This window comes from Anoxybacillus gonensis (genome assembly GCF_001187595.1).
In the GTDB taxonomy this organism is placed as follows: Bacteria; Bacillota; Bacilli; order Bacillales; family Anoxybacillaceae; genus Anoxybacillus; species Anoxybacillus gonensis.
Genome location: NZ_CP012152.1, coordinates 585,481 through 596,894, shown reverse-complemented (window position 1 = coordinate 596,894; position 11,414 = coordinate 585,481). Strand labels below are relative to the sequence as shown.

Annotated in this window: 12 protein-coding genes; all 12 read right to left on the bottom strand. The window is 45.9% G+C overall.

Features of this window, described 5'->3' with window-relative positions; all coding sequences use genetic code 11:
• Positions 1-18: 18 nt before the first annotated feature.
• Genes cobO through cobK form a run of 12 tightly spaced genes read right to left on the bottom strand, consistent with a single transcriptional unit; the run spans position 19 to position 11,405 of the window.
• A complete protein-coding gene (gene cobO, locus AFK25_RS03290) occupies positions 19-540 on the bottom strand; it encodes a cob(I)yrinic acid a,c-diamide adenosyltransferase (protein ID WP_035064916.1) in 522 nt (173 codons plus the stop codon).
• Positions 534-1,283, bottom strand: a complete 750-nt coding sequence (gene cobA / locus AFK25_RS03285) for a uroporphyrinogen-III C-methyltransferase (protein ID WP_035064913.1) — start codon at positions 1,281-1,283, stop codon at positions 534-536. The genes cobO and cobA overlap by 7 nt, the downstream gene beginning before the upstream one ends.
• A complete protein-coding gene (cobT, locus tag AFK25_RS03280; protein WP_035064898.1) occupies positions 1,276-2,301 on the bottom strand; it encodes a nicotinate-nucleotide--dimethylbenzimidazole phosphoribosyltransferase in 1,026 nt (341 codons plus the stop codon). Before cobT ends, cobA begins: the two co-directional genes overlap by 8 nt.
• On the bottom strand, positions 2,291-3,805 hold the full coding sequence (locus tag AFK25_RS03275) for a cobyric acid synthase (RefSeq protein ID WP_035064895.1): 1,515 nt from the start codon (positions 3,803-3,805) through the stop codon (positions 2,291-2,293). The genes cobT and AFK25_RS03275 overlap by 11 nt, the downstream gene beginning before the upstream one ends.
• Positions 3,798-5,171, bottom strand: coding sequence for a cobyrinic acid a,c-diamide synthase CobB (locus AFK25_RS03270; RefSeq protein WP_035064892.1), 1,374 nt, complete (start codon positions 5,169-5,171; stop codon positions 3,798-3,800). Before AFK25_RS03270 ends, AFK25_RS03275 begins: the two co-directional genes overlap by 8 nt.
• The gene (locus tag AFK25_RS03265; protein WP_035064889.1) at positions 5,153-6,232 is read right to left on the bottom strand and encodes a cobalt-precorrin 5A hydrolase; all 1,080 of its coding nucleotides are present in this window, start codon (positions 6,230-6,232) and stop codon (positions 5,153-5,155) included. Before AFK25_RS03265 ends, AFK25_RS03270 begins: the two co-directional genes overlap by 19 nt.
• A gap of 1 nt (position 6,233) precedes the next feature.
• Entirely contained in the window at positions 6,234-7,001 is a 768-nt protein-coding gene (cobM, locus tag AFK25_RS03260) for a precorrin-4 C(11)-methyltransferase (RefSeq protein ID WP_035064886.1), read from the bottom strand.
• Positions 6,998-7,699: a precorrin-2 C(20)-methyltransferase gene (gene cobI, locus AFK25_RS03255; RefSeq protein ID WP_035064883.1), complete on the bottom strand. Its 702-nt coding sequence runs from the start codon at positions 7,697-7,699 to the stop codon at positions 6,998-7,000. Before cobI ends, cobM begins: the two co-directional genes overlap by 4 nt.
• The gene (locus AFK25_RS03250; protein ID WP_035064880.1) at positions 7,689-8,900 is read right to left on the bottom strand and encodes a bifunctional cobalt-precorrin-7 (C(5))-methyltransferase/cobalt-precorrin-6B (C(15))-methyltransferase; all 1,212 of its coding nucleotides are present in this window, start codon (positions 8,898-8,900) and stop codon (positions 7,689-7,691) included. Before AFK25_RS03250 ends, cobI begins: the two co-directional genes overlap by 11 nt.
• Positions 8,866-9,978, bottom strand: a complete 1,113-nt coding sequence (locus AFK25_RS03245) for a cobalt-precorrin-5B (C(1))-methyltransferase (RefSeq protein WP_035064877.1) — start codon at positions 9,976-9,978, stop codon at positions 8,866-8,868. Before AFK25_RS03245 ends, AFK25_RS03250 begins: the two co-directional genes overlap by 35 nt.
• Positions 9,979-9,980: 2 nt before the next feature.
• A complete protein-coding gene (locus AFK25_RS03240; protein ID WP_035064875.1) occupies positions 9,981-10,628 on the bottom strand; it encodes a precorrin-8X methylmutase in 648 nt (215 codons plus the stop codon).
• Positions 10,629-11,405: a precorrin-6A reductase gene (gene cobK, locus AFK25_RS03235; RefSeq protein WP_035064872.1), complete on the bottom strand. Its 777-nt coding sequence runs from the start codon at positions 11,403-11,405 to the stop codon at positions 10,629-10,631.
• Positions 11,406-11,414: the final 9 nt, after the last annotated feature.

Here is an 11,414-nt window from a genome sequence, read left to right as displayed (position 1 = left end):
TTTCACAACATCCATTCTTTACAAATCAATCCCTTTCATTGCATGAACGCCTTTATGATAATAATGTTTCACTTCTTTCATTTCCGTCACTAAATCAGCAAGTTGAATCATTTCCTCTTTTGCCCCTCTTCCTGTCACGACAACATGGGTATGCGCTGGCTTATTCGCCAACGTATGCACAACATCTTGCATTGGCAAAACATCATCAATCGGAAACGATGTAATCGCTAAAGCAACATTTAATTCGTCTAAAACGACAACATCATATAAACTAGATAACACATGTTGTTTCGCAAGCGCCCACCCTTTTTGTAACGCTTCGCGATGTTCTTCTGGCGTTTTTGTCCACGTGAAGCCAACGCCTGTTTGATGCACCTCTATACCGAGTTGCTGCAATATTTTCGCCTCGCCATATGGACGATGCGGCGATTTAATAAATTGAATGACGATCACTTTTTTTCCATGCCCCGCAGCGCGAATGGCAAGGCCGACCGCCGCAGTTGTTTTTCCTTTTCCGTCTCCCGTATAAACAATCACCATTTCTCTTCCACCCACTTTAACTGATCGTGTAAGCGGACGACATCTCCGACAACGATAATAGCAGGGGAGGAAAATTGTTTTTCATGAACGATGTCAACGATTGTTTGTAACGTACCGACAACGGTTCGTTGCTCTGTCGTCGTTGCCCATTCGATCACCGCCACAGGTGTCTCGCCATCTTTGCCATGACGTTGTAGTTGTTCACAAATGTAACCGATATTTGCCATCCCCATATAAAATACGATCGTATTTGTTGCCTCGCTTAATGCATCCCAGCGAATGCGATCACGTTCCCCGCTCAGATGTCCTGCGATGAACGTCACCCCGCCAGCATAATTGCGATGCGTCACAGGAATGCCAGCATATGCCGGGGCAGCGACGCCGGCTGTCACACCGGGGACAATTTCATACGGGATGCCATATGCGCGCAAATGCTCCGCCTCTTCCCCACCGCGACCGAACATAAACGGATCGCCGCCTTTTAAGCGAACAACCGTCTTTCCTTGCAGCGCATGTTCAACAAGCCATTGATGAATTTGTTGTTGAATGTTCCCATGCTTTCCCGGCTCTTTGCCGCAATATAAAAGCATTGTTCCTTCTCTAGCGTAAGTCAACAGCTGTTCACTCACGAGTCGATCGTAAATAATAACATCCGCCTTTTCAATACATTCACGTCCGTATACAGTAATAAGCTTCGGATCCCCCGGCCCTGCCCCAACAATATATACTTTTCCTTTATTCATCATGATCGCTCCCTGTCGCTACGTTTGCTGATGAAAATGTCGCCATATGAAGCATCGCCGTCGCCATATGAACAATCGGAAATGCTACCGCCGCTCCACTTCCTTCTCCAAGCCGCATACCTAAATCAACAAGCGGCTCTTTATGTAACAACTCCAGAGCAATGCGATGCCCCGGTTCTTGCGACCGATGCCCCGCAATCATATAATGAACGACACGTTTATCCAGTCGTTCGGCGATTAACGCTGCGACCGTACAAATAAAGCCATCAAGCAAAATCGGAATGCGTCGCTCTGCGGCCGCGATCATCGCTCCTGCCATCGCCGCAATTTCAAGCCCTCCGATTTTTGTCAATAAATCGATGGCATCAGACGCATTCGGTTTATGTTTTGCAAGCGTACGTTCAATCACGTCTCGCTTACGTTTCAACGCTTCATCATGAACGCCTGTTCCTTTTCCGACAAGTTCAGCCACGTTGCGGCCGCTTATCGCTGCTAACAGGGCGCTAGCTGTCGTCGTATTGCCGATCCCCATTTCCCCAACAATCAAACAGCGGATGCCGTGATCAATCATCGCATTTGCTTGGCGATATCCGGCTTGCACTGCTCGCTCCGCTTCTTCTTTCGTCATCGCTTGCTCATTGGCAAAATTGTTCGTTCCATATGCTACTTTTTCGTCGATGACACGTTCTTCATGAATATCAACCGCCACGCCAACATCGACAACTGAAAATGTTGCGCCAATTTGTTTGCTAAATACGTTAATGGCAGCCCCGCCACGCACAAAATTGAGCACCATTTGCGCTGTCACTTCTTGCGGATACGCAGACACCCCTTCTTTTGCAATACCATGATCGGCCGCAAAGACGAGCACACCCGGTGGCGTCACGCTAGGAAAACGCTCCCCTGTCATTTTCGCAATATCAATCGCTAACTCTTCAAGTCGTCCCAGGCTTCCACGCGGTTTCGTTAGTTGATCAATATAGTTGCGTACTTCTTCCCCAATTTGCTCATAAAGCATGATGATCTCCCCCTTGAAATTCCATCATTTTTCGTTCAATTGTTGTCACATTGACGCTTGTTTCGACGCAATTGGCTAGTTCATCAAATGCTTGCATGCGCAATTGTCGATAAAGCGGTCTTGTAGAAAGTGGCAGCAGTTGTTTTTTTCTCCGCACGTCGTTTAATAAATGATGGCGAAACGCATCGTTATGAAATAAATCGTGCATATATGTTCCAATCACGCGTTCATCTTTCGTTTTACAACCATCTGTTTTCCCATTCTGCGAAATAAGCGGCTCACCGCTTTTTACGATCGAGCGTCCCATATGAATTTCATATCCACTCACATGAAACGTTTCGCGTTGAAACGTCAATATCCCTTCACATAACACAGTCGTTTTTTCACAAGCAAGCGTCGTTTCCATTGCCAACAAACTTAATCCTTCTATCTCATCGAGTGGCGTTTCGACATGAAACGGATCTTTTATACGTTCTCCAAGCATTTGATAACCACCGCAAATACCGATCATGATCGTATCGCTTCGTTCATATAAACGGCGGATCGCTACAAATAACCCTGTTTCTTTTAAAAACTGGACATCTTCAATCGTATTTTTACTGCCCGGCAAAATAAGTATATCTGGCTCGCCTAACAACGACGCGTCCGTCACAAATCGCACCGAACAGTCCGGTTCGGCAAAAAACGGATCGATATCCGTAAAGTTAGATATGCGCGGATATTGAATGACCGCTACATCAATCGCTTTCGCATCGTCTTTTTTTGTCACATAACGAGAAAGTGTCACAGAATCTTCCGCATCGATGCGCAAATGCATATACGGAACGACGCCAAGCACCGGCACGCCTGTATATTGTTCAAACCAACGCAATCCCGGCTGAAGAAGCGCAACATCGCCGCGAAATTTATTAATGATCACCCCAATGACACGTTTACGATCACATTCATCTAACAACTGCAATGTGCCAACTAAACTCGCAAACACTCCTCCGCGCTCAATATCACCAATCAAAACAACAGGGGCATTCGCCATGCGCGCCACACGCATATTCACAAGCTCACGATCGTTCAAATTTACTTCCGCAGGACTTCCTGCTCCTTCAATGACAAGTCGATCGTATTGTTTCATCAATACATCGAGCGACTGTTGAATAATGTTCAATCCCGTATGAAAAAACTCGGTTCGATAAGCGCTCGCTTGCATGTTTTTATACGGTTTTCCATGTACGACAATTTGCGCCTCTTGATCGCGGCTCGGCTTAATTAAAATCGGATTCATGTGCGTCGTCGCTAACACACCTGCCGCTTCCGCCTGCACCCCTTGCGCGCGTCCGATTTCTTTTCCATCGACCGTTACGTATGAATTGAGCGACATATTTTGCGATTTAAATGGCGCCGTTTTCCAACCGTTGCGAGCAAATATGCGACAAAAAGCCGTGGCGATCACGCTTTTTCCCGCATCTGAATGCGTTCCTTGAAACATAATCGGCAGCGCTTTACGCATCTCCTTTCACCTCGCTGCACGCCTTCAACCAACGCTCAACAAGCAAAGCATTCGACGGAAAATAAAAATGAACGTAACCAGCGACTAACCGCTCATCCATATATCCATCTCGCTTGCATCCGCGCAGCCCTTTCGCTTCATATGCAAATTTTTCTTCTTCGCGTCGAATAAACGTTGAATAATGAAATTCATGTCCTTTCGCTTCATCTTGTTTAAACAAAAAGTTTCCTTCCATTCCTGTTACTTCGCGATATCCGAGCGCTACAAGCTTTTCATGCATACACACGTGCCCCGGAATAACGCCGACCATCTCATAATATTGCCCGTCGGTCGTTTCAATGCCTTCTGTTAAATACATAAATCCACCGCACTCCGCAAGCGTCGGTAAACCGCGCTGAATGGCTTCGGAAACTGATCGTTTCACTTTTTCGTGACGCGCAAGCTCCGCGGCAAATTCTTCCGGAAAACCTCCACCAATATACAATCCATGCACATCGTTCGGCACACATTCACCGGCAAGCGGAGAAAAATAAACGAGCGTTGCCCCATACGCCTGAAGCATTTCTAAATTTTCTTCGTAATAAAAATGAAACGCTGCATCTTTTGCGACAGCCACGCGTACATCGTACGTTTGTTTTGGTGTAAAAAACGGTTCGCTATGAAGGACGGTCGTTTCCGCTAGCTTCCATATAGCATCTAAATCGAACGTTTGCGCGATGCGCTCACCAAGCCGTTCAAAAAACGGTTGAAGCTCTCCACGCTCCACAGATGGAACAAGCCCTAAATGACGCTCTGGAATCGTCAAATCGTTTTCTTTTAACAAATAGCCAACGACAGGAATACCGCATTGTTGCTCAATCGCTTCTTTGACGAGACGAAAATGTCCTTCGCTCCCAACGCGATTTGCAATAACTCCAACGATGCGAACGCGCTCATCAAACCGTTGAAATCCGCGCACAACTGCCGCTGCGCTACGCGCCATGCCTGAACAGTCGACAACTAACAAGACAGGGCTTTCGGTGATAATGCTAATTTCTGCAGTGGAACCTTCATTTGTCGCTGCTCGCTTTCCATCAAATAGTCCCATCACCCCTTCAATGATCGACAAATGCGCTCCCTCGCTCCCACGGCTACATACGTGGCGCACAATTTGTTCATTCCCCATCCAACTATCTAAGTTGCGCGAACGTCTTCCTGTTACCGCCGTATGATACGTTGGATCAATATAATCTGGCCCACATTTAAACCCTTGAACAACATATCCTTTTTGTTTAAACGCACTCATTAAACCGAGTGTGATCGTCGTCTTTCCAACACCGCTCCCCGTTCCTGCAACGACAATTCGCCTCACTCTTTTCCCTCCCATAGCGCAACGGAAATCGTTACATTCCCGCTCTTTTTTTTCGTTAACACAAGCTTATTTTGTCCGCTATATCGTTTCGCTGCAGGTTCGCTTACCCCATATGCTCCCGTGTAGCGAAATACCGTTTCCGAAGGCTCATCAATCGGAACAGCGTTTAACTGCTCAGGCGTGTAAAAAATAAGCGGCCATTTATACTTATTTGCGACAGCTAGCAACCCTTCTTCATCTTTTTTTAAATCGATTGTGCATAATGCTTTGACACTTTTCATGGAAAAACGAAGCTGTTGTAACGTTTCATCAATGACATGTTCAATTTCTTCTGCGCTCGTCCCACGATTACAGCCAATACCGATGACAATGACTTTTGGACGATATAACACACCATTTTGTAAAATCGCTTCTTCCTCTTTTTCAAGCAAGCGATGTGTGACGATCAGCGCCGCATCCGGCTTCGCTTCAAGCGCCTCAGCAATCGAAGCATATTGCCGAATGTTTGATGGAATCGGCGTATCATACGTCCACCAGTTGCGCTCGCCTGATTCTTGTACAATCGCAACATGTTGCTCATTCACAACCGCGGCGCTCACAGGCGTCAAATGGTTTTCGTTTTCCCATTCCCATCCGAATGAGCGACCGAATAAGTCAACCGCAATCGTTTGCTGCACATCGGATGCTGTCGTGATGACCGGACGGGCGCCAAGTAAATTCGCCACTTTTTTTGTCAGCTCATTGGCTCCTCCTAAATGGCCAGATAATACACTAATGACATGTTCTGCTTTATCATCAATGACAACAACCGCAGGATCTGTTTTTTTATCTTTTAGCAACGGAGCAATCATGCGTACGACGGCACCGAGCGAAATGATGAGAATGAGCCCGCGATATGTTGAAAACAATTGCGGCAACAACAACCGGACATTTCCTGAAAATAAATAAATGCCTTTCTCGTGTTCGTCCCCTTGCGCAAATTTATCGGCATAATAAATGTGCGCATGCGGGAGTCGATCGTGTAGCTTTCTCGCAATATGTACCCCGTGTTTCGTAATCGCGACAACAGCATACATCTTACTTTCCTCCCTTGCGATAGCCGTGCGTAAATGTTTCGTCATACAATTTCGAGCGATACGATTCATCTAGCTCATTCGAAAGGGCCCAACCTGCTAAAATAAGAGCATGTTGGCGAATGCCGTGACGTTGCATATCGTCATGAAGCATGCCAACCGTTGTGCGTACAATTTTTTCGTCCGGCCACGTCGCCTTATATACAACAACGACAGGCGTTTGATCGCTCCATCCCGCTTCAAGAAGAGCAGCCGTTATTTTTTTCGTTAACGTGGCACTTAAAAACAGGGCAATCGTACAATGATGTTTCGCAAGAGAGGCAAGCTGTTCTTTTTCTGGTACAGGCGTTCTTCCTTCCGCACGCGTAAAAATAACCGTTTGCGTTAAGTTCGGCACCGTCAACTCCACTTGTGCCGCAGCGGCAGCAGCAAATGCTGAACTGACTCCTGGTACAATTTCCACGTCGATTCCTTCTTTTTTCAAAAGAGCGATTTGCTCCATCGTCGCTCCATAAATCGACGGATCGCCTGTATGAAGTCGTACGACAACGTGTCCTTTTTGCACTTCTTCACGCATGAGTGAAACAATTTGTTGCAAATGCATACTAGACGTACGAAAAATACGCGCTTCTGTTTTCGCATATGTAAGTAGCTCTTCATTGACGAGTGAATCAGTATAAAAAATCGCATCCGCTCGCTGCAACAACTTCATTCCTCTGACGGTAATTAAATCGCTCGCTCCCGGACCAGCCCCAACAATGTATATTTTCATTTTCTCACCACCATCAACGTTAAATATGGTAACGACACATGTTCTAATTGCTCGATGTCCCATCGCACTTCTTCATGTGACGTCACTTTCGTCACAACTGCCGCTTTTTTTGTTAAGTTCATCTCTTTTAAAATCGATAAAAGAAGGGGCATCACTTTCGCGACTTTTAAAAAAATGACACAATCGTGTGCTTCGATCGCTTTTTTCACCGCATCATAATCATCGCGTGCAGGAACGATCGCAATCGTCTCATCCCCATCAGCTAGCGGCAGTTGCAACCGTGCTGCCGCTCCATTGATAGAAGAAACACCAGGAACGATTTCGATCGATACATCCGAATATTTCATTTGCATCGTGCGCATAAAATGAATACACGTGCTATATAAAAGCGGATCTCCTTCCGTCACGAATGCAACATGTTTTCCTTCACACAAATGTTTCCATACAGCATCTACCGTTTCATCCCACTTTTCACGCAGTACGTTTTCATCTTTTGTCATCGGAAAAACGAGGCCAAGCATATGCTTTTCGGACGGAGAAAAATATGCCTCTACAATTTGTTGCGCGTAACTTTTACTGCCGTTTGTCTTTTTCGGATAGGCGATGACATCTGCTTCTTTTAAACGCCGAAACGCTTTTACAGTCAACAGTTCAGGGTCGCCTGGACCAACGCCTATACCATATAACTTACCGATCATTTTTTTCATCCTTTCGTGCTGAAATGATATAAATTGGATTTAACGCATCAAAACGCGTTAACTGTAAAATCGGTTTGCTTCGTGAAAATTGGGCAAGCAAAATATCGGCATGATACCCATATTGACGAAACGCTTCCATCGCTTCATATAACGTTTCAATCGTCACCGCATTCACGACGATGCGCCCCCCTTGTTTTAAACGCGTACAACAAACCGCAACAATATCCCGTAAACTTCCTGCCGTCCCTCCAATAAAGACGGCATCCGGATCAGGAAACTGCTCTAATTGTTCTGGCGCTCGACCGTGAACAAGTGTAAAATCCGCACGAAACTTTTTCATATTTTTCTGACATATTTCTATGTCATGAGCGTTTTTCTCAATCGCAAATACGGCTCCTTCACGAGCCATTTTTGCCGCTTCAATCGCTACCGATCCTGTACACGTACCGATATCCCATACGACGCTTTTTTCATGAAGGCAAAGCGCTTGCAAGCTTAAGATGCGTACTTCTTTTTTCGTAATGAGCCCTTTTTCTGGTTTCCGCTGAAAAAACTCTTCATCCTCTATACCAAACGTCCAACTCGGCCCTTGATGGACACGTCGTAAAACAACAATATTTAAGGAAGCGAACATGCCATCTTTCATCTCTTCTAACGTCATGAATCGACAGCGTTCGTTTTCTCCCCCAAGGTTCTCCCCAACAAACGCCTCATATTCTGTCATCCCATATTCTAAAAGATATGAAGCAATCGCACGCGGATCGTTCGTTTCATCTGTTAAAATGGCTACTTTTTCTTTTCCATCTATACGCTGAGCAAGCCCTTTTATCGAACGTCCGTGCAAACTAACGACATATGCATCGTGCCAGCTTTCTCCCATTTTCGCAAACGCCCATTGGAGAGAACTGACAGAGGGATATACTTCAATCGGAACTTTTTTCGCTAAATAACTACCGATTCCGTAAAATAACGGATCACCGGATGCTAAAATGACCGTTTTTTTCGGCTCGTTTACAAGCGTTTCGAAAAGCGATGATAAGTTGCTTCGAATAACGATTTTTTCCCCTTTGTAGTGCGGAAAAAAAGATAGTTGCCTTTCCCCGCCAACAAGCCGCTCGCTTTCATGAATCCATCGTTCATACAACGAAGGAAGAGAATCTCTCCCATCAGCTCCAATTCCGATTAATTTCATTCGCTCCATCGTTTCGTACCGCCCTTCCTAACCGTTGTCCTTTTAACGTATAAAGCGTCGTTTCAATGACCATTCCGCCGTTCACTTCACGCAACGCATGTTGACAACAATAATCACATAACAAATCGAAAAACGATAAATATCCTGCTTCGTACATCATATCTCCAACTTGTGACGCAGTATTCGCTTGTTTCACCGCTTCAATGAGGGGCTTCGGAGCACCCGCTTGCTTCGCGACCTCTGCTAAAAACTGAAAGTCAACAGGCGCACTTTTAGAATGAACCATCATGATGCCTTGGGCGACTTTTGAAAATTTCCCCATCATCCCAACGAGCGACACCGTTTGAATCCGCAGCCTTTTACATTGTTTCAACGTAAATCCAACAAAATCACCCATTTCAATAAATGCTTCTTCTTTCAAATGAGGATATTGTTTCATCGCATACGTTTCGCTTCTTCCACCTGTCGTGACAACAACGTGATCACAGCCACAAGCAACTGCCACTTCGAGCGCGCGTACAATACTTGCTCGGTACGCAGACGTGGAAAACGGAACGACGATACCGCGAGTTCCTAAAATAGAAATGCCACCAACGATGCCAAGCCGAGCGTTTAACGTTTTTTTCGCTATTTCCTCTCCATTTGGAACGGAAATGATAATGCGTACCCCACGTGTTAAACGATGCTCGGTCAGTAAATGACGGACGACGTCGGTCATCATTTGACGCGGTACGGGATTAATCGCCGCTTCGCCAACTGGAACAGGCAATCCCGGTTTCGTTGCTCTTCCGACGCCTTCTCCTCCATCAATATGAATCCCTTCTTCCGTCCAGCAAACCGTCGCAACAATGGAAGCACCGTGCGTCACATCAGGGTCGTCTCCTCCATCTTTCACCACGGTCGCGCTCGCCCGATCTTTCTCAATTTCACAAGAAACGATCGGGAAAGTGACTTCCCGTCCAATCGGCAACATAATTGTCGCTTCTGTTTGTTTCCTCCCAGTAATGAGCGCACATAACGCCGCTTTTGTCGCAGCCGTTGCACATGCACCAGTTGTATATCCTTCGCGCAATTTTTCTTTCTCCATACTTATTCTCGCTCCGCTAAAATAGACAAGGCATTTAAAGCGGCAACCGTAACCGTGCTCCCCCCTTTTCTTCCAACGTTCGTAATAAACGGCACGTCAAGTTTCGCTAATTCCTCTTTCGATTCCGCTGCCGAAACAAAGCCGACCGGTAAACCGATAATAAGCCCTGGGCGCGCTTCACCTTCTTTCACAAGGCGAATCAGCTCAAGAAGTGCTGTCGGCGCATTCCCGATCGCAAATATCCCTCCATCCGCCTCCTTCACAGCTTTGCGCATCGCAACAATCGCCCGCGTCGTGTTCAATCGCTTCGCTTCTTTCATGACATCATTATCAGAAATATACACGTGCACACTCCCACCATATTTTTCAAGACGCGCTTTATTAATTCCAACTTGCACCATTTGTACATCAGCGACGACTTTTTTTCCTGCGCGAATCGCAGAAACACCTGCTTCAATCGCACGTGGATGAAACAATAAACTTTTCCCTAATTCAAAATCAGCGCTCGCATGAATAATGCGCTGAACAACCGCATATTGTTCGCTTGTAAACGAGTGTTCTCCGATTTCTTCATCAATGATTTGAAAGCTTTTTTGTTCAATTTGTTCTGGTTGCACCGTTATCGGACGAAACGTTGTTCGAAAGTCCATTTATTTTTCTCCTTTCTTTTTTATTTCTTCTAACGCGCAAATGACGTCAGAAAATTCATGGTAAACGACGGGATAAGAAAGTTTCGGACGTCGGATGACGACCGTTTCGATGCCAAGTTGTTTCGCTGCTGCAATTTTTTCATCGACAAATCCCACTCGTCCACTTTCTTTCGTCACAAGAAGCGTCACACCGAAATGTTGCATCAAAGCGATATCTAATTGTTTCGTAAATGGACCTTGCATCGCGATAATGTTTTCTTGTGGAAAGCGCAATCGTTCACACAATTCCATATTGTCTTTTCGCGGCAACATTCGGGCAATTAAACGAACATCAGGAAGCGGGAGCAACGTATGTGCAAAAATCGGCAACGTTTTACTGCCCGTCGTCAGCATCACCACCCCTTTTTTATTTGCTGCATACTGTGCTGCGGCTTCATAACTGTCAACAAATGTGACGCGATCGTACGTAATGACGCTTTCTTTTCGTTCATAACGAATGTACGGAACATTTGCTTCTTCTGTTGCTTTCATCGCTTGGCGCGACGCTTCTTCCGCAAACGGATGGCTCGCATCAACGACGGCGATCACTCCATGTTGCTGGATAAGCTGAACCATTTCATACGCTGTTAAACGCCCGACATGCGCGCGCAATCCGACATGTGCCATTTGTTCTGCTGCATGCTCTGTCACTACTGTGGCAAACACATCGTGCCCAGCGTCGCGAATCGCTAACGCCAATTGGCGGGCATCGCTCGTTCCAGATAACATCATAATCATTCGTTTCAC

What these genes read in the sequence shown, in the direction of transcription:
- AFK25_RS03250 (WP_035064880.1), bottom strand. Translation starts at nt 8,900, where the DNA reads ATGGAGCGAATGAAATTAATCGGAATTGGAGCTGATGGGAGAGATTCT.
- AFK25_RS03275 (WP_035064895.1), bottom strand. Translation starts at nt 3,805, where the DNA reads ATGCGTAAAGCGCTGCCGATTATGTTTCAAGGAACGCATTCAGATGCG.
- cobI (WP_035064883.1), bottom strand. Translation starts at nt 7,699, where the DNA reads ATGATCGGTAAGTTATATGGTATAGGCGTTGGTCCAGGCGACCCTGAA.
- AFK25_RS03270 (WP_035064892.1), bottom strand. Translation starts at nt 5,171, where the DNA reads ATGGGAGGGAAAAGAGTGAGGCGAATTGTCGTTGCAGGAACGGGGAGC.
- cobM (WP_035064886.1), bottom strand. Translation starts at nt 7,001, where the DNA reads ATGAAAATATACATTGTTGGGGCTGGTCCGGGAGCGAGCGATTTAATT.
- AFK25_RS03240 (WP_035064875.1), bottom strand. Translation starts at nt 10,628, where the DNA reads ATGGACTTTCGAACAACGTTTCGTCCGATAACGGTGCAACCAGAACAA.
- cobK (WP_035064872.1), bottom strand. Translation starts at nt 11,405, where the DNA reads ATGATTATGATGTTATCTGGAACGAGCGATGCCCGCCAATTGGCGTTA.
- cobT (WP_035064898.1), bottom strand. Translation starts at nt 2,301, where the DNA reads ATGCTTTATGAGCAAATTGGGGAAGAAGTACGCAACTATATTGATCAA.
- cobA (WP_035064913.1), bottom strand. Translation starts at nt 1,283, where the DNA reads ATGAATAAAGGAAAAGTATATATTGTTGGGGCAGGGCCGGGGGATCCG.
- AFK25_RS03245 (WP_035064877.1), bottom strand. Translation starts at nt 9,978, where the DNA reads ATGGAGAAAGAAAAATTGCGCGAAGGATATACAACTGGTGCATGTGCA.
- AFK25_RS03265 (WP_035064889.1), bottom strand. Translation starts at nt 6,232, where the DNA reads ATGTATGCTGTTGTCGCGATTACGAAACACGGGGTACATATTGCGAGA.
- cobO (WP_035064916.1), bottom strand. Translation starts at nt 540, where the DNA reads ATGGTGATTGTTTATACGGGAGACGGAAAAGGAAAAACAACTGCGGCG.